General features: G+C 65.8%; 15 protein-coding genes and 2 tRNA genes. 13 read left to right on the forward strand and 4 right to left on the reverse strand.

Annotation, left to right across the window (positions count from 1 at the left end; translation table 11 throughout):
- Window positions 1-134 precede the first annotated feature (134 nt).
- Together IOC69_RS12425 and IOC69_RS12430 are read left to right on the forward strand one after the other, a co-directional pair.
- Entirely contained in the window at window positions 135-2,225 is a 2,091-nt protein-coding gene (locus tag IOC69_RS12425) for a molybdopterin oxidoreductase family protein (RefSeq protein WP_290543877.1), read from the forward strand.
- 127 nt (window positions 2,226-2,352) lie between these two features.
- Window positions 2,353-2,475, forward strand: a complete 123-nt coding sequence (locus IOC69_RS12430; RefSeq protein ID WP_290543878.1) for a hypothetical protein — start codon at window positions 2,353-2,355, stop codon at window positions 2,473-2,475.
- A gap of 108 nt (window positions 2,476-2,583) precedes the next feature.
- Here IOC69_RS12430 and IOC69_RS12435 read toward each other — a convergent pair whose 3' ends face one another.
- From IOC69_RS12435 to purM, 3 genes are read right to left on the reverse strand one after another with little or no spacing between them, the layout of a single operon-like run.
- Complete coding sequence (locus tag IOC69_RS12435; RefSeq protein ID WP_290543879.1) at window positions 2,584-3,528, reverse strand: nucleoside hydrolase; 945 nt, start codon at window positions 3,526-3,528, stop codon at window positions 2,584-2,586.
- A complete protein-coding gene (purN, locus tag IOC69_RS12440; protein WP_290543880.1) occupies window positions 3,525-4,115 on the reverse strand; it encodes a phosphoribosylglycinamide formyltransferase in 591 nt (196 codons plus the stop codon). Before purN ends, IOC69_RS12435 begins: the two co-directional genes overlap by 4 nt.
- Window positions 4,112-5,194 (reverse strand): phosphoribosylformylglycinamidine cyclo-ligase, encoded by a 1,083-nt coding sequence (purM, locus tag IOC69_RS12445; protein WP_290543881.1) that lies wholly within the window; start codon window positions 5,192-5,194, stop codon window positions 4,112-4,114. Before purM ends, purN begins: the two co-directional genes overlap by 4 nt.
- A 137-nt stretch (window positions 5,195-5,331) precedes the next feature.
- On the opposite strand from purM, the gene IOC69_RS12450 reads away from it, so the two are divergent.
- The 8 genes from IOC69_RS12450 to IOC69_RS12485 all read left to right on the forward strand — a co-directional run bounded on the left by IOC69_RS12450 (window position 5,332) and on the right by IOC69_RS12485 (window position 15,197).
- A complete protein-coding gene (locus tag IOC69_RS12450; protein WP_290543882.1) occupies window positions 5,332-6,447 on the forward strand; it encodes a DUF2066 domain-containing protein in 1,116 nt (371 codons plus the stop codon).
- Window positions 6,448-6,457: 10 nt separating this feature from the next.
- Window positions 6,458-7,015, forward strand: coding sequence for a CDP-alcohol phosphatidyltransferase family protein (locus tag IOC69_RS12455; protein ID WP_290543883.1), 558 nt, complete (start codon window positions 6,458-6,460; stop codon window positions 7,013-7,015).
- Complete coding sequence (locus IOC69_RS12460) at window positions 7,012-8,142, forward strand: AI-2E family transporter (RefSeq protein WP_290543884.1); 1,131 nt, start codon at window positions 7,012-7,014, stop codon at window positions 8,140-8,142. The genes IOC69_RS12455 and IOC69_RS12460 overlap by 4 nt, the downstream gene beginning before the upstream one ends.
- Window positions 8,139-8,831, forward strand: a complete 693-nt coding sequence (locus tag IOC69_RS12465; protein ID WP_290543885.1) for a hypothetical protein — start codon at window positions 8,139-8,141, stop codon at window positions 8,829-8,831. Before IOC69_RS12460 ends, IOC69_RS12465 begins: the two co-directional genes overlap by 4 nt.
- Before the next feature lie 80 nt (window positions 8,832-8,911).
- Complete coding sequence (locus tag IOC69_RS12470; protein ID WP_290543886.1) at window positions 8,912-11,086, forward strand: RNA degradosome polyphosphate kinase; 2,175 nt, start codon at window positions 8,912-8,914, stop codon at window positions 11,084-11,086.
- A complete protein-coding gene (gene ppx, locus IOC69_RS12475; RefSeq protein ID WP_290543887.1) occupies window positions 11,083-12,606 on the forward strand; it encodes an exopolyphosphatase in 1,524 nt (507 codons plus the stop codon). The genes IOC69_RS12470 and ppx overlap by 4 nt, the downstream gene beginning before the upstream one ends.
- A 95-nt stretch (window positions 12,607-12,701) precedes the next feature.
- Entirely contained in the window at window positions 12,702-13,739 is a 1,038-nt protein-coding gene (locus IOC69_RS12480) for a patatin-like phospholipase family protein (RefSeq protein ID WP_290543888.1), read from the forward strand.
- Between the two features lie 3 nt (window positions 13,740-13,742).
- Complete coding sequence (locus IOC69_RS12485; RefSeq protein WP_290543889.1) at window positions 13,743-15,197, forward strand: GntP family permease; 1,455 nt, start codon at window positions 13,743-13,745, stop codon at window positions 15,195-15,197.
- Window positions 15,198-15,237: 40 nt separating this feature from the next.
- Here IOC69_RS12485 and rnd read toward each other — a convergent pair whose 3' ends face one another.
- Window positions 15,238-16,416 (reverse strand): ribonuclease D, encoded by a 1,179-nt coding sequence (gene rnd / locus IOC69_RS12490; RefSeq protein ID WP_290543890.1) that lies wholly within the window; start codon window positions 16,414-16,416, stop codon window positions 15,238-15,240.
- Between the two features lie 299 nt (window positions 16,417-16,715).
- On the opposite strand from rnd, the gene IOC69_RS12495 reads away from it, so the two are divergent.
- From IOC69_RS12495 to tuf, 3 genes are all read left to right on the forward strand, one after another.
- Window positions 16,716-16,800: transfer RNA gene (locus IOC69_RS12495), tRNA-Tyr, on the forward strand.
- Between the two features lie 66 nt (window positions 16,801-16,866).
- Window positions 16,867-16,940 (forward strand) — tRNA-Gly (locus tag IOC69_RS12500).
- A gap of 50 nt (window positions 16,941-16,990) precedes the next feature.
- Window positions 16,991-18,105: elongation factor Tu (tuf, locus tag IOC69_RS12505; RefSeq protein ID WP_290543891.1), on the forward strand; the 1,115-nt coding region annotated here is incomplete at its 3' end.

The raw sequence follows: 18,105 nt of genomic DNA on the forward strand, positions 1-18,105 counted from the left end.
TTTTGCGCCGTCATCCCGGCGAAGGCCGGGATCCAGCTACCCTTCCAGCGCCAAAGCTGGACCCCGGCTTTCGCCGGGGTGACGGACCAGAGAGCGGGGCAGCGCCCGCAGTTTTTTTCTGCTAGAAACGTCCCATGAACATCCTGCCCAACATCAAAACCGGCATTTCGGTTTGCCCGCATGACTGTCCTTCGGCCTGCGCCCTGGAGGTCGAAGTTCTCGATGAACGCACCATCGGCCGGGTGCGCGGGGCGAAGGACAACAGCTATACGCTGGGCGTCATCTGCGAGAAGGTGGCGCGTTATGCCGAGCGCATTCACCATCCGGACCGGTTGCTTTATCCGCTGAAGCGCAAGGGGCCGAAGGGCTCCGGCGCGTTCCAGCGCATTTCATGGGATGATGCGCTGGCGGAGACGGCGGAGGCCATGCTGAAGGCGGAGGCCAGCTATGGCCCCACCGCCGTCTGGCCCTATTTCTACGCCGGCACCATGGGCTATGTGATGCGCGACGGCATCAACCGGCTGCGCCATGCCAAGGGCTATTCCAACCTGGGTGACACATTCTGCGTGGCGCTGTCCTGGTCGGGCTATCTCGCAGGCACGGGGTCTGTCTCCGGCGTCGACCCGCGCGAGATGCAGGTGTCGGACCTGATCGTCATCTGGGGTGGCAACCCGGTGAACACCCAGGTCAATGTGATGACCCACGCCATGATGGCGCGCAAGAACCGGGGCGCCCGGATCGCCTGCGTCGACATTTATGACACCGGCACCATGAAGCAGGCGGACATCAAGCTGCTGATCCGTCCGGGTACGGATGGTGCGCTGGCCTGCGCCGTCATGCATGTGCTGTTCCGCGACGGTTACGCCGACTGGCCCTATCTGGAGAAATTCACCGACGCGCCGCGTGACTTCGCCCGGCACCTGAAGACGAAGACGCCGGAATGGGCCTCGAAGATCTGCGATATTCCGGTGGCCGAGATCGAGGCCTTCGCCAGGCTCATCGGGGAGACCAAGCGGACATTCTTCCGCATCGGCTATGGCTTCACCCGTTCGCGCAATGGCGCGCCCAACATGCATGCGGTGAGCTGCATTCCGGCGGTGACGGGCGCCTGGGCTCACAAGGGCGGCGGGGCGCTGCATTCGAACAGCGGCATGTACCGCATGAACAAGGCGATGATCGAGGGGCTGGACGTCAGGAAGCCCGGCATCCGCATCCTTGACCAGAGCCGCATCGGCCCGGTGCTGCTGAACGACCCCTATGACCTGCAGGGCGGCCCCCCGGTGAAGATGCTGCTGGTGCAGTCCACCAACCCGGCCTCGGTGGCCCCCGACCAGACAAGGGTCAAGCAGGGGCTGGCGCGTGAGGACCTGTTCACCTGTGTCCACGAGCAGTTCATGACCGAGACGGCAAAATTCGCCGACATTGTGCTGCCCGCCACCATGTTCCTCGAGCATGACGATATCTATCAGGGCGGCGGCCATTCGCATCTGCTTTACGGGCGCAAGCTGGTGGAGGCGCCGGGCGAGTGCCGCAATAACCATGAGGTGATCTGCGGGCTGGCCAGGCGTGTGGGGGCGGAGCACCCCGGCTTCGCCATGAGCCCGCGCGAACTCATCGACTGGACGCTGGTCAACTCGAAGAAGCCCGGCCTCGACCTCCTTGACCGGGAGAACTGGGTGGACGTCATGCCCGATTTCGAGGAGGCGCATTTCCTGAAAGGCTTCGGCTTCCCGGATGGCAAGTTCCGCTTCCGCGCTGACTGGCGCAAGGTGCGCTTCCGCTCGACCGAGGCGCCGGTCGGCCCCCTGGACAAGCTGCCGGGCTTCCCCGACCATTGCGGGACGATCGAGGAGGCGACGGCGGAATATCCCTTCCGGCTCGCCACCAGCCCGGCGCGCACCTTCCTCAATTCGACCTTCAACGAGACGCCTTCGTCGAGGAAGCGCGAGGGGCGGCCCACGGTGTTCGTCCACCCCCTTGACCTTGCGGCCTTAGGCCTCGCCGATGGCCAGAAGGTGAAGCTGGGCAGCGCCCGCGGCGCCGTGACACTCCATGCCAAGGCCCATGCCGGGCAGCGCCGCGGCGTGCTGATCGCCGAATCGATCTGGCCCAATGACGCCTTCGAGGACGGGCAGGGCATCAATACGCTCACCGGGGCGGACCAGCCGGCGCCCAATGGCGGCGGCGCCTTCCACGACAACCGGGTGTGGATAAGGGCTGCCTGACGCCGCTGACCATTTCCCAATCCGTGTACGGAGGGAACCGCGGCGCGCCATTCCACGGTGTGGCCGCAATCATGCCGCGAACTCTTCGCCTTTCGGCGCGATAAGAAAGCACCGAATCGAGGTGCCCATGTCCCGCCGTGCAATGATCGCCATGGCCGTGCTGCTTGCCGCCGCCACGGCCGCCACCGCCGCCTCCGCCGTTCCCGCTCCCTTGCGGGCGGTCTCGGAATTCGTGCTGTCGGTGGCGTGAGTTCCATGACTTCACCTTGCCCGGGCCTGACCCGGGCACCCGCTTGGCCGCCTAAAAGGGATCGCCAGGTCAAGCCGGGCGAAGGTGGGTTTTGGTGGCTGGGGCCAGTTACGGCAGCGTGCCGATCCGCTCCACCAGCAGGTTGAAGAAGCCGGCCGCATCGACGTCCCGGATCACGGTGGCGTTGGGCGGACGCCTGGTGACGCGCCACCAGTCCACCACCGTTGCGCCCATGGTGAGTTCCGACTCGCATTCGACCGACACATTCACCAGCCGGCCCTTGAACAGATCGGGCTTCAGCAGCCAGGCGATCACGCAGGGGTCGTGCAGCGGTCCGCCGTCGGTGCCGTATTTATTCTCGTCGAAGCGCTCGAAGAAATCGAGCATGGCGGCCACCGCCGGTCCGGACCTGTTCGACATCGTCCGGAAGGCCTCCACGCGCCTGGCCGTGGTCAGCGCCTTGTGGGTGCAGTCGAGCGGGATCAGGGTGATCGGAATTCCCGATTCGAACACCAGCCGCGCCGCATGTGGATCGACATAGATGTTGAACTCGGCGGCGGGCGTGACGTTGCCCTGTTCGAAATAGCCCCCGCCCATGGCCACGATCTGCTTCACCCGGCCGGCAATGCGGGGCTCGCGCACCAGCGCGAGCCCGATGTTGGTGAGCGGCCCCAGCGTGCACAGCGTCACGGTTCCGGCGGGGCGCCACATCAGCGTTTCGACGATGAAGTCCACCGCATGCTGCCCCTCGAGCGGCATCCGCGGTTCGGCAAGCACCGGGCCGTCGAGACCCGTGCCGCCATGAACCTCCTCGGCGGTGACCAGCGGGCGCACCATCGGGCGGATGGCGCCGGCGAAGACCCTGGTCTCCGGCTTTCCGGCGAGTTCGCAGATCTTCCGCGCATTCTTCTCGGTCAGCGCCAGCGGCACGTTGCCCGCCACCGCGGTGATGCCCAGCACCTCGAATTCGGGCGAGGCGAGCGCCAGCAGGATGGCCACGGCATCGTCCTGGCCGGGATCGGTGTCGATGATGATGGGAAGCGGCTTGGTCATTCGCGGTCCTCGATGATGCGGTTGGCGAGCCAGGCCAATGCCTGGGGATAGATCCTGTGTTCCTGGCGGAGAACGCGCGCGGCGAGCGTGCCGGGCGTGTCGGCGGGCAGCACCGGCACTTCGGCCTGCAGCAGCACCGGCCCGCCGTCGAGCTCGGGTGTCACGAGGTGCACGCTGCAGCCTGCGATCCGGGCGCCATCGGCAATGGCGCGCTCATGGGTGTGGAGGCCCTTGTAGGCCGGGAGCAAAGAGGGGTGGATGTTGAGGATGCGGCCATCCCAGCCCGCGACAAAGTCTGCCGACAGCACGCGCATGAAGCCCGCAAGTGCGATGGCCTCGACCTTCATGGAGCGCAGATAGACGTCGATCGCCGAGTCATAGGCCTCACGCGTGGCATAGTCCTTGTGGCTGATCGCCCTGGTGGCGATGCCATTGGCGGCGGCGAAGTCCAGCCCCCCGGCATCGGCCCGGCTGGAGACGACGCAGACGATCTCCGCCGGGTATTCCGGCGCGCGGGCCGCCTCCACCAGCGCCATCATGTTGGAGCCGCGCCCCGAGATGAGGACGGCGGTGCGCGCCTTGCTCATTTCACGGCAAGCGCACCCTTCAGCGCCACCTGTTCTTCCTGGCCCTTGCGCCTCGCAATGGCGCCGAGCGTCACCACCGTCTCGCCCGAACGCCTGAGCGAGGCGGCCACCTTCTTCGCATCCTTCGCGGCCACCACGGCGATCATGCCGATGCCGCAGTTGAAGGTGCGCAGCATCTCGCGCCCGGCGACACCGCCCACCCCCTGCAGCCAGTCGAAGAGGGGTGTATAGGGCACCTGGCCGAGGTCGATTTCCGCCACCGCCGTCCTGGGCAGCACGCGCGGAATGTTCTCGATGAAGCCGCCGCCGGTGATGTGGGCAAGCGCCTTGATCGCGTCCGTCTGCTTCATCGCCCTGAGGATGGGCTTCACATAGATTCGGGTGGGGGCGAGCAGGGCGTCGCCCAGCGTCAGTTTCCGGTCGAAGGGGGCTTTGCCGTCATAAGAGAGTCCGCTCATCTGGACGAGCTTGCGGACCAGCGAGTAGCCGTTGGAGTGCGGGCCAGAGGAGGCCAGCCCGAGGATCACGTCGCCCGGCTTCACATCGCGCGGCAGGAGTTTGTTGCGCTCGGCCGCGCCCACGGCGAAGCCCGCGAGATCATAGTCGTCGCCATGATACATGCCGGGCATCTCGGCCGTCTCGCCGCCGATGAGCGCGCAGCCCGCCTGTTTGCAGCCATCGGCAATGCCGGCAATCACCTGGGCGGCGGCCTTCACGTCGAGCTTGCCGGTGGCATAGTAGTCGAGAAAGAACAAGGGCTCGGCGCCCTGCACCACGAGGTCGTTGACCGACATGGCGACAAGGTCGATGCCCACGCCGTGGTGTCGGCCGGTCTCGATGGCGATGCGCAGTTTGGTGCCCACGCCGTCATTCGCCGCCACCAGAACGGGGTCCTTGAAGCCGCAGGCCTTGAGGTCGAACAGCCCGCCGAAGCCGCCCAGCGCCGAACTGGCGCCCTTGCGGCGGGTGGAGCGCGCCAGCGGCTTGATGGCCTCGACGAGGGCGTTTCCGGCGGCGATGTCGACCCCGGAATCGGCGTAGCTGACGCCGTTTCCCGCTGCTTGTTTCGCCCTGATCATGCCGCTAGTTTGCTCCAAATCCGTGGTGGAGGCGTCCGATGGTCGTCCTTAGCCCGAAGCGCTGCCGGAATAAAGCGCCGAAGGCACGCCCAGGCATGGAGTGGATAGTTGGGACCGGAATTTTGAACGTCATTCGCATGTTGCGGGGCCGCGCCTTCGCGGCGGCCCTCGCCGGGTTGCTGGCTTTGGCCGCCGTCGCCGCGCCTGCCGAGGCGGGAGGCCCGGTAGAGACCAGCCCCTTTGCCGTTCAGGGGGTCGATATCGACGTCACCTCGACGGACGCCACGTCAGCGAAGAACCAGGCTCTTATGGACGTGCAGGTGAAGGCCTTTTTCCAGCTCATGGAGAAGCTGGGCTCGCCCGAGCTTGCGGCCCAGCTCAAGGCGAAACTGAAGCCGGAGGAGATCGCACCCTTCCTCCGCTCGCTGTCAATCGAGAAGGAGACCTCCGCCCCCGGCCGCTACATCGGCACCTTCACCGTGCGCTTCCTGCCGGGCAAGACGGAGAAATTTCTTGCGGACTACAATATCAAGGTGTCCACCGTGCAGGCAGATCCGGTGCTGGTGATCCCGGTCTACCGCGCGCCGGAGGGGCCGAAACTGTGGGAGGATAATCCCTGGCGTCAGGCCTGGCTCAACCTCAGGGCCGAGCAGGGTATGGTGCCGATTATCATCCCCCTGGGCGACAAGGACGACATCGACACGCTGACAACAGACCAGGCGCTGGCGGGCGACACGGTGAAGCTTGACGCCATCCGCAAGCGCTATGAGGCCGCAAGCGTGCTGGTGGCCCAGGCGCAGCCCGCGGATGATGGCGGCCTCCACGTCTACATCGAGGGCGACACCAAGCTCGGTCGCGTGAACATCAACAAGATCTACACGCCCGAGACGGGCGGGGACGGCACGCCGGTTGCCGTCGAAACGGCGGCCACGCTGGCCTTCCAGAAGGTCATGTACAAGGCCTATGGGGTGCAGGCCGCCGCCGAGGCCGAGGCGAAGGCGGCGCGCGACAACACACCCCAGTTGCTAGCCGTCACCGTGCCCTTCAGCTCGCCGCGCGAGTGGAACGCCATCCGCGCCCGCATCCTCAACACCCCCAATGTCTCGGGCGTCGATCTCTCCAGCCTCGATTTCGGCGGCGCCAACATCCGGCTGGTTTACACCCGCAGCCTTGAGGAGCTGCAGGCCAACATGCAGCGCATGGGGCTGAACCTCAGCCAGGGTGGCGCCGGCTGGATGATCCAGCCCATGTAGGGGCGGCGCCATGCACAATATCCCCAATCTCATCTCCGTCCTCAGGCTGCTTCTGGTGCCGGTCACCATGTGGCTGATGATTTCGGAGACATATGGCTGGGCCTTCCTCACCTTCATGGCGGCGGGAATGTCGGACGGCATCGACGGCTATCTTGCCCGCCGCTTCGACTGGCGCACGAGGCTCGGCGCCTATCTCGATCCGCTGGCCGACAAGGCGCTGCTGGTGTCGGTTTTCGTCACGCTTGGTTTGCTGAGGCTGATCCCGGCCTGGCTCGCCATTGCGGTGGTGTCGCGCGATGCGCTGATCGTGGGTGCGGTGCTTCTGTCCCGCCTGATGGACCACCCGGTGCATGTGCGCCCGCTGATGGTGAGCAAGGTCAATACCGTGGCTCAGATTCTGTTCGCGGTCTCGGTTCTGGGCATGGCGGCGCTGGGAAAACCGCTTGCCCTGCTGGTGGACTATGGCAGCATTCCCGTCGCCCTGTTGACGGCGCTGTCCGGGGCTGCCTATCTCTCCGCCTGGCTGCGCCATATGGCGGAGCAGCCGCATGAGGATGGCACGCCGTGACGCTGCAGAGACAGGTGCTGATCTGGGCCGCATGTTTTGCGGTGATGGTGCTCGTGCTGTGGCTGCTCGGCCCCATATTGCTGCCCTTCATCGCCGGTTTCGTGCTGGCCTATTTTCTCGATCCCATCGCGGACAGGCTGCAGAAATGGGGCTTCTCGCGGCTGACGGCGGCCCTGCTGATCGTTGTCCTGGCGCTGCTGCTGGTGGTGGCTGCACTTGTGGTTTTCGTGCCCATGCTGGTCGATCAGGTGGGGCGCTTCGCCGGCGAGCTTCCGGCCCTGATCCAGTCGCTTGCCGCGCGGCTCAACGCCTGGGCTCCGGAATGGATGAAGGAGGCGGTGAACAGGAGCGGCACCGACATCCAGGCCTCGATCATGCAATTCGCCGGCAAGGCATCCGACTGGATCCTGAGCGTGCTGAAGACGCTGCTGTCGGGCGGCCTCGCGCTCGTCAATCTCGTGTCGCTGCTGGTGGTCACCCCCATCGTCGCTTTCTACATGCTGGTCGACTGGGACCGCATGATCGCCACCATCGACAGCTGGGTGCCGCGCGACTACGCCGACACGGTGCGCGAGCTGGGGCGGGACGTGAACGCCGCCATGGCCGGCTTCATCCGCGGGCAGGGCACGGTGTGCCTGTTGCTCGGCATCTTCTATGCCGCGGGCCTCACCTTCGCGGGTCTCAAATTCGGCCTCGCCATCGGGCTTCTGGCGGGCGCGCTCACCTTCATTCCCTATGCCGGCGCCATGACCGGCGGCGTGCTGGCCATCGGCGTGGCGCTCGTCCAGTTCTGGCCGGATTACTGGGCGATCGGGCTGGTGGTCGGCGTCTTCGCGGTGGGCCAGTTCCTCGAAGGCAATTTCCTGTCGCCAAAGCTCGTTGGCAAGAGCATCGGGCTTCATCCTGTCTGGCTGATGTTCGCGCTCTTCGCTTTCGGCTATGCCTTCGGCTTTGTCGGCCTGCTGCTGGCCGTGCCCATGGCGGCGGCCGCCGGCGTGCTGGTGCGCTTCGCGCTCAGGCAATACCTTGCCAGCCGCCTGTATCTCGGCGCTGACGACACCGGGGACTCGCCGGTTCCGGCGGATCTCGCCTTGCCGCCCGAGGCCATCGAGAACCGTCCGGCATGAGCCGTCAGCTGGTGCTCGACCTGCCGCTGCGCACCGCGCTGGGGCGGGACGATTTCCTGGTGACGCCGTCCAACGCCGCGGCCGTGGCCATGATCGACCGTTACCCGGACTGGCCGCACCATGGCGTGGTGCTGGTGGGCGGCAGCGGTTCGGGCAAGTCGCACCTGCTTGAGGTGTGGCGGCAGGCCTCCGGCGCACGGCTGGTCACCGCGGCACAGCTGCACGGCGAAACGCCCGACCGGCTGCTGGCGCGGGGGGCGCTCGCCATTGACAATGCGCCGGGCGCGGCGCTGGACGAGCGCGCGCTGTTCCATCTCCTCAACCTGGCGCGGCAGGCGGGTGGCCGCGTGCTGATCGCCTCGGAGCTGGACCCGGCGCAATGGGCCGTCAAGCTCCCCGACCTTGCCTCCCGCGTCAGGGCGCTTGCCGTGGCCCGCCTCGACCCGCCCGATGACGCGCTGCTGCGCGGCGTGCTGGTGAAGCACTTCGCCGACCGGCAAATCGGCGTCGAGGAACCGGTGATCTCCTACCTCATGCTGCGCATGCCGCGCTCGCTCGATGCCGCACGCGCCGTGGTGGCGGAACTCGACCGGCTGGCGCTGGCCGAAAAAACCGCCGTCACCCGCGGCCTCGCCGCCCGCGTGCTGCGGCAGATGACCGAGCCCGCGCTGTTTCCGGACGGGGGTTAAGGCTGTCCGAAGACGGTGTTCACCCAACCGTTACAAGCCTGTTATAGTGCCGTTCCGGCTCCATTTTCCGAAAGGCGGCCATGAACGAGCAGCTTCCCGTCGCCGAGGTCATCACGGCCGGCCCGCAGCGTTTCATCAACCGCGAGATCTCGTGGCTGGGCTTCAACATGCGGGTGCTGGAGGAGGCGCGGAACACGGCTCACCCGCTGCTTGAACGGCTGCGCTTCCTGTCGATCTCGGGCAACAACCTGGACGAGTTCTTCATGGTGCGCGTGGCGGGCCTTGTCGGCCAGGTGCGCGAGAAGCTGACCCAAACCAGTGACGATGGCCTGACCGCCCAGGAGCAACTCGAACGCGTCCGCGCGCTGGCCCAGGAGCTGATGGCCGAGCAGGACCGGCGCTGGCACCAGCTCACGGAGGAGCTTGCCCAGAACGGCATCGTCATCACCGACGGCGCTGACCTGCTGGGCCACGAGAAGTCCTGGCTCGACCAGCGCTTCCTCGAACAGATACTGCCCGTGGTGACGCCCATCGCCATCGATCCGGCGCATCCCTTTCCGTTCATCCCCAATCGCGGCTTCATCATCGCGCTCGATCTCAGGCGCCGGAAGGACAACGAGCAGATGAACGCGCTGCTGCCCATTCCCCAGCAGCTCGACCGTTTCGTGCGGCTGCCCGCAATCGAGGGCCAGCGCGACGTGCGCTTCCTGTCGCTTGAAAACATGCTGAGCCTGTTCATCCCGCGGCTGTTCCCCGGCTATGCCGTCACCGGCAAGGGCCTGATGCGGCTGATCCGCGACAGCGACATCGAAATCGAGGAAGAGGCGGAAGATCTCGTCCGCGTGTTCGAAACCGCCCTGAAGCGCCGCCGCCGCGGTTCGGTGATCCGCATGGAGGTCGATGCCGCAACGCCGCCGCCGCTGCGCGAGTTTATCGCCGCGGAACTCGCCGTCCACCGTGACGCCATCGTGGAATGCGCCGGTCTTGTGGGCTATTCCGATACGAGGCTCCTCATCCTCGACGAGCGCCCCGACCTCAAGTTCAAGCCCTTTATGGCGCGCTTTCCCGAGCGCATCCGCGATCATGGCGGCGATTGTTTCGCGGCGATCCGCCAGAAGGACATCGTCGTCCACCATCCTTACGAGTCCTTCGATGTCGTGGTGCAGTTCGTGCTGCAGGCGGCGAATGACCCGGACGTCGTCGCCATCAAGCAGACGCTCTACCGCACTTCCAAGGACTCGCCCATCGTCGCGGCGCTGGCCAAGGCCGCCGAGGCCGGCAAGTCCGTCATGGCGCTGGTCGAGCTCAAGGCGCGCTTCGACGAGGAGGCGAACATCCAGTGGGCGCGGGACCTCGAACGCGCCGGCGTGCAGGTGGTCTTCGGCTTTATCGAGTTGAAGACCCATGCCAAGGTCTCGATGGTGGTTCGCCGCGAGTCCGGCGCCATGCGCAGCTATGTCCACTTCGGCACCGGCAACTATCACCCGATCACCGCCAAGGTCTATACCGATCTCTCGTTCTTCACCTGCGATCCCGCGCTCGTGCGCGATGCCTCCCGGCTGTTCAACTTCATCTCGGGCTATGCCCAGCCGGAGGACCTCGAAAAGATCGCGCTCTCGCCCATCAACCTGAAGCGCCGCCTGCTCGACCATATTGACGAGGAGATCGGGCATGCCAGGGCGGGCCGCCCCGCGCAGATCTGGGCCAAGCTCAATTCCATTGTCGACCCCGGCATCATCGACGCGCTCTATCGCGCCAGCCGGGCCGGCGTGCAGATCGATCTGGTGGTGCGCGGCATCTGCTGCCTCAGGCCGGGCGTTCCGGGCCTGTCCGAAAACATCCGTGTCAAGAGCATCATCGGGCGCTTCCTCGAGCATTCGCGCATCGTCTGCTTCGGCGGCGGCCACGCGCTTCCGAACAAGCGCGCCAAGGTCTATATTTCGTCCGCCGACTGGATGCAGCGCAACCTCCACCGCCGCGTCGAGACGCTGATTCCCATCGAGAACCCCACCGTTCATGACCAGATCCTCGACCAAATCATGATGGCGAATATGATGGACAACCAGCAGAGCTGGGAGCTTCTGGCCGACGGCTCGTCGCGCCGCGTGGCGCCGGGCCCGGACGAAGAGCCCTTCAATGCGCATGATTACTTCATGAAAAATCCGTCCCTCTCCGGCCGCGGCCGCAGCCAGGCCGGCAATGTGCCGCCGGAAATCATCGAGCGCCTCAAGAAGAAGACCAGGCAGAAGCCGTGAATTGGGAAAATTGGCACAAGGGTTTCCGCACCGAGCCGCCGAAATACCGGCCGGTGGCGGTTGTCGATATCGGGTCGAACTCCGTCCGCCTTGTGGTCTATGATGGTCTGCGCCGCTCGCCCTCGCCGATCTTCAACGAAAAGATCCTCTGCGGGCTGGGCCGCGGCGTGGCGACCAGGGGCAGGCTTTCGGAGGAGGGGATCGCGCGCGCCCTTGCGGCGCTGAGGCGCTTCCGCGCGCTCGCCCGCCAGATCGGCGCCAAGCATGTCCATGCGGTGGCCACCGCCGCCGCGCGCGAAGCCTCCAACGGGCTTGAATTCGCCGCCCGGGCGGAGAAGGCCCTGGGCTGCGGCATCAAGGTGCTCACCGGCAAGGAGGAGGCGCGCTACGCCGCCCTCGGCGTCATCGCCGGCATTCCTGCGGCCGATGGCGTGGCGGGCGACCTGGGCGGCGGCTCGCTGGAACTCATCGACATCAAGGACGGCAAGCTCCGGGAGGGCGTCACCCTGCCGCTCGGTCCCTTGCGCCTCATGGACCTCTCGGGCGGCTCGATCGAGAAGGCGCGCGAGATCATCGACGAGACCTTCGCAAAGACAGACATCTTGAGGCTCCTCCAGGGCCGCACCTTCTATGCGGTGGGCGGCACCTGGCGAAACCTCGCCAAGCTGCACATGGCGCAGAGCCATTATCCGCTGCATGTGCTGCACTGCTACTGCCTGTCAAGGCAGCAGGCCATGTCGATCGCGGGTCTCGTGGCGCATCTTTCGCCCAATTCGCTCAGGGAAATCCGCGAAGTCTCGAGGAGCCGGTCTGACACCATGCCCTTCGGCGCCCTGGTGCTGGAGCGCCTGCTGGCGCATTGCCAGCCATCCGCCGTCGAAATCTCCGTCTATGGCGTGCGCGAGGGACTGCTGTTCTCCAAGCTGCCGGGACGCAAGCGCAACAGCGATGCGCTGCTTTCTTCCTGCTGGGATTTCGCCAGGCGCTATGCCCGCTCGCCCGAGCATGAGCTCGAACTCTGCGACTGGACGGACCAGCTCTTCGGGCCCGCGAGGCTGCCGGAGACGGACGGGCAGCGGCGGCTCCGCTATGCCGCCTGCCTCCTCGCCGACATCGGCTGGCGCGCGCATCCGGACTATCGCGCGGAACGCTCGCTCTCCATGATCTCGCAGGCCGCCTTCGTCGGCATCGACCATCCGGGCCGCGTGTTCCTGGCGCTCACCGTGTTCTACCGCTATGACGGCGAAGGCGAGGATGGTGACGGCCTCAACCGGCTTCTGGACGATGACGCCCACCAGCGCGCTCACCTTCTGGCGTCGATTTTCCGGCTGGCCTACAGCCTCTCCGCCGCCATGCCGGGCATGCTGCCCAACATCACGCTCAGGCTCGGCGACAACAAGACGCTGATCCTCCGCCTGCCCAGGAAGCTCGCCGACCTCGCCGGCGAACGCGTCGAAAAGCGCCTCGCCGCACTCGCCGCCGAAATCGGCCGCACCGGCAAGCTGGTGATCGGGCGCTGACGCGTCAGCGCAACTCCCCGCATGACACCCTCACCGGCCTGTGCTAGAAATTTTGCACTGCAGCAATTGCTGCGGTGCAATTGGAGAGCGGCCATATGGCAAAGCCCGGCAAGAACAACGACAAGCCCCTGCTGATCGATCTTGCCCTGCAGGGCGGAGGTTCGCATGGCGCCTTCACCTGGGGCGTGATTGACCGCGTGCTTGAGGAGCCCCGCTTCCTCATCGAGGCGATTTCCGGCACCTCGGCGGGCGCCATGAATGCCGCCGTGCTGGCCGATGGATGGAACAAGGGCGGGGCGGAAGGCGCCAAGGCGGCGCTTGCGGCCTATTGGAAGCGCGTGTCCGACGCCGCCGCCTTCAGTCCTTTCCAGAGGACGCCGCTGGACAAGATGCTGGGCCGCTGGTCGCTCGACCATTCGCCCGCCTATCTCGCCATGGACCTGCTCACGCGCGTCGCCTCGCCCTATGATCTCAACCCGTCGAACTACAATCCGCTGAAGCCCATCCTTGAGGAGAGCATCGACTTCACGGGCCTCGCCCGGAGCCCGATCAAGCTCTATGTCACCGCCACCAATGTCCGCACCGGCCGCGCCCGCATCTTCCGCAATGCCGAAATCACGGCGGATGTGCTGCTCGCGTCTGCCTGCCTTCCAACCATGTTCCAGGCGGTGGAGATCGACGGCGAGGCCTATTGGGACGGCGGCTATGCCGGCAACCCGACGATCACGCCGCTGGTGCGCGAGAGCGACGCGACCGACACCATCCTGGTCCAGATCAACCCGCGCGAACGCGCCGAGGTTCCGAGGAGCGCCGCCGAGATCCTCAACCGCCTGAATGAGATCTCCTTCAACTCGCCCCTGATGAAGGAGGTCTATATGATCGCACTGCTGCGTCAGGTGGCGGACCCCGGCACGGGCGAGGGCGCCCGGTGGGCCTCCATGCGCACCCACCGCATCATGACGGAGAAGCTGGCGGAGCTCGGCGCCTCCTCCAAGCTCAACGCCGAATGGGCCTTCATCGAGATGCTGCATGCCGAGGGCCGCCGTGCCGCGGAGGAATTCATCGCCACGCACGGCGATGATGTGGGCAAGCGCAGCACCGCCGACATCGACGTTCTTCTGATGGAGCATTGAGCCATGGGTCTCATCGGCATTCTCGCAGGCCTCGCGCTGCTCATCGCGCTCGCCTTCCGCGGCTGGAGCATCCTGCTCCTTGCGCCCATCGCGGCGCTTGTCACGGCCCTGTTCTCGGGCGAGCCGCTGCTGGCGCATTGGACGCAGGTGTTCATGACCGGCGGGGCGGGCTTCATTGCCCAGTTCTTCCCGCTGTTTCTGCTGGGCGCCCTGTTCGGCAAGCTGATGGAGGATTCAGGCTCTGTCGCCGTCATCGCCAGCTGGATGGTGGAGAAGCTCGGCGCCGGGCAGGCCATTCTCGCTGTCGTGCTGGCGGGCGCTCTGGTCACCTATGGCGGTGTGAGCCTGTTCGTCGCCTTCTTCGTGCTCGCCCCCATGGCGCAGGAGCTGTTCCGCTCGGCCTCGATCCCGCGCCGGCTGATGCCCGCGGCCATCGTGCTCGGCACCTCCACCTTCACCATGTCGGCGCTTCCCGGCACACCCTCGATCCAGAACGCGATCCCCATGCCATTCTTCGGCACCACGCCCTTCGCCGCACCGGGCCTCGGTGTCATCGCATCCCTGGTCATGCTGGGCTTTGGCCTGTGGTGGCTCAACCGCGAACAGGCGCGGGCCGCGATGCGCGGCGAAAGCTTCGGCGACGGCCGGCCGGCCACGGCGCGCGATCTGGCAGACGATGAAAAGCTGCGCGAGCGCGCCACCACGGCGCGCGAATTCGATCCGGCGGAAATCGGCAGCGGCGCCGTGGCGCTGAAACCGCCCTCCATCGCGCTTGCGGCCCTGCCGCTGGGGGTGGTGATCATCGTCAACATCCTCATGTCCTTTTTCATCCTGCCGCAGGTCAATGCCGACTTCCTGGCAAGGCCGGAGTTCGGCTCCACCGCGCTTTCGGCGCTGAGCGGCGTATGGGCGGTCATCACGGCGCTGGCGGCGGCCATCGTCACGGCGCTGGTTATCAACACCCATCGCCTGCCGGCCCTCAAGAGCACCATCGATGCCGGCGCCAATGCCTCGGTGCTGCCCATCATGTCGGTGGCGAGCCTCGTCGGCTTCGGCGCGGTGGTGGCCGCCATGCCGGCCTTCAAAATGGTGAGCGACTGGGTGCTGGGCATCGGCGGCGGCCCGCTGGTGTCGCTGTCGGTGGCCGTCAACGTGCTGGCGGCGCTCACCGGCTCGGCGTCGGGCGGCCTCACCATCGCGCTCGATGCGCTGGGCGGAACCTTCATGGAGCGCGCCGCGGCCATCGGGATGGACCCCGCGCTCCTGCACCGCGTGGCCGTTATCAGCTCCGGCACGCTTGACAGCCTGCCGCACAATGGCGCGGTGGTCACACTGCTTGCTGTCTGCGGGTCGAACCACAAGGAGGCCTACCGCGACATCGTGATGGTCGGAATCCTCGGCGCCATCCTGGCGCTTGTCGTGGTGATCGTGCTGGGCGGATTGTTCGGCTCGTTCTGAGGGCCCCCTCCCGCTGAAGAAGCTGGACAAGGCGAAAGGGCTATTCCGCCGCCGCCTTCACATCCCACGCCGCCGGCAGCACGCGCACCCGTCCGCCCTCGAAGCCGATCACCGCCTCGCCGCGCTTGATGGCCAGCGCCAGATCGCCGAACAGCTCGCGCCGCCAGCCGTGCATCAGTTGCACGTCGGCATCGTCACGCTCGGCCACCGCATCGATGTCGGAGCTGGAAGCGACGAGCTTCGGCGCTATGCCTTCCGTTTCGCAGACGACCTTGAGGGCAAGTTTCAGCACTTCCGCGGCGGCCTGTGCGGCATCGCTCATCTCGTCGCGCCCGTCATCGGGCTGGGGCAGGGATTTGGGGTCAAGGGCGAGCCCCGCCGAGACTGCCTTGTAAATCGCGTCGCCGATGCGCGAGGTGGCCATGCCCCTGGGCAGCGCCCGGAGCTGGTTCAGCGCCTCGCGTGTTTGCGGGCACTGGGTGGCGATTTCGGCAATGGCGTCGTCCTTCAGCACGCGGGAGCGCGGCACGTTCTTGTCCCGCGCCTCGCGTTCGCGCCAGGCGGCGATTTCCATCAGCACGGCAAGCTGCTTCTTCGAGCGCAGCCTCACCTTGATGCGCTTCCAGGCATCCTCCGGCTCGGTTCGGTAGGTGGCAGGGTTGGTGAGGATGTCCATCTCCTCCCGCAGCCAATGCTCGCGCCCCGTCCGGTCCAGTTCCTTCTTCAGCGCCTCATAGACGACGCGGAGGTGGGTGACGTCGGCCAGCGCATAGGCCAGCTGCTTCTCGGACAGGGGCCTGCGCGACCAGTCGGTGAAGCGCGACGACTTGTCGATCTGCGCCCTGGCCAGCTTGCGCACGATCGCCTCATAGCCCACCTGGTCGCCGAAGCCGCAAACCATGGCGGCGATCTGGGTGTCGAACACCGGGTGGGGCACAATGCCGGCGCGGTGCACCATGATCTCGATGTCCTGCCGGGCGGCGTGGAACACCTTGAGGACATCCGGGTTGTTCATCAGGGCGAAGAAGGGTCTCAGGTCGATCCCGTGGGCGAGGGGGTCGATCAGGCCATTGACCGACCCGCCCGCCACCTGGATCAGGCAAAGGTCTGGCCAGTAGGTCGACTCCCGCATGAATTCGGTGTCGACGGTGATGAAGCTTTCCCTGGCGAGGCTGTCGCAGAGGCGGTGGAGCGATTCGGTGGTGGTAATCAGGTCCATGGCCGCAGGGAAGCGCGATCGTCCTCTCAGGTCAATGGCTTGTGCAGAAAAGTTGCAAGGGCGTTTTTTCCACAATTTTTCAAAGATTTGCATTCTTTTTTGCAGGTGCCGCGTGAGCTCTGCCATCAGCGCGCCCTGATCTTTGGGTAATGTGCCAAAATCCGCCGGAACGGGCGCCAATCATTCCCTTGACTTGCCCCCATGATCCTTGCATAACGCGCCGTCCAAACGGCCCGGGTGATCCCCGGGCTAAATGGCGTTTGGCCTAAGCAGTGTTTGCCCTTTCCGGGGGTTAACCAGGGGGAGTGTCCCGAGCGGCAAAGGGGGCGGACTGTAAATCCGCTGGCTTCGCCTTCGTAGGTTCGAGTCCTACCTCCCCCACCACTGCCCGGGGCCTGACGCCGGCACTGGATCGATGGAGTTCGGATGCAGTTTTTTGGGGTTTTCCGGGCGGGTGTAGCTCAATGGCAGAGCAGCAGCCTTCCAAGCTGAATACGAGGGTTCGATTCCCTTCACCCGCTCCAAAAATTCGAATCGTGAATGCCGCACCATGCGGCCAACAGGGTAGACGACGATGGCCAAAGAGAAATTCAACCGCGACAAGCCGCATTGCAACATTGGCACGATCGGCCACGTTGACCACGGCAAGACGTCGCTGACGGCGGCGATCACCAAGGTTCTGGCGGAGACGGGCGGCGCCACGTTCACGGCATATGACCAGATCGACAAGGCGCCGGAGGAGCGCGCGCGCGGCATCACCATCAACACGGCGCATGTGGAATATCAGACCAAGGCGCGCCACTATGCGCATGTCGATTGCCCCGGCCACGCCGACTATGTGAAGAACATGATCACGGGGGCGGCGCAGATGGACGGCGCGATCCTGGTGGTGTCGGCGGCTGACGGGCCGATGCCGCAGACCCGCGAGCACATTCTGCTGGCCCGCCAGGTTGGCGTTCCCGCGCTTGTTGTGTTCATGAACAAGGTCGACATGGTTGACGATCCGGAGCTTCTGGATCTGGTCGAGATGGAAGTGCGCGAGCTTCTGTCGTCCTATCAGTTTCCGGGCGACGATATTCCGATCATCCGCGGCTCCGCACTCTGCGCGCTCGAGGGCAAGAGCCCCGAGATCGGGCGTGACGCGATCCTGAAGCTGATGGAGGCGGTGGACAGCTATATTCCGCAGCCGGAGCGTCCGAAGGACATGCCGTTCCTGATGCCGATCGAGGACGTGTTCTCGATCTCGGGCCGCGGCACGGTGGTCACGGGGCGCGTTGAGCGCGGCATCGTGAAGGTCGGCGAGGAAGTCGAGATTGTCGGCATCCGCGACACCCAGAAGACGACGGTGACGGGCATCGAGATGTTCCGCAAGCTGCTCGACACGGGCGAGGCCGGCGACAACGTGGGCGCACTTCTGCGCGGCATCGACCGGGAGGGCGTGGAGCGCGGCCAGGTGCTGTGCAAGCCCGGCTCCGTGAAGCCGCACAAGAAGTTCAAGGCCGAGGCCTATATCCTGACCAAGGAAGAGGGTGGCCGTCACACGCCGTTCTTTGCCAACTACCGTCCGCAGTTCTACTTCCGCACGACCGACGTGACGGGCGTGGTGACGCTGCCGGCCGGCACGGAAATGGTGATGCCGGGCGACAACATCTCCTTTGACGTGGAGCTGATCACGCCGATCGCCATGGA

This window comes from Aestuariivirga sp. (genome assembly GCF_020252405.1).
Lineage (GTDB): Bacteria > Pseudomonadota > Alphaproteobacteria > Rhizobiales > Aestuariivirgaceae > Aestuariivirga.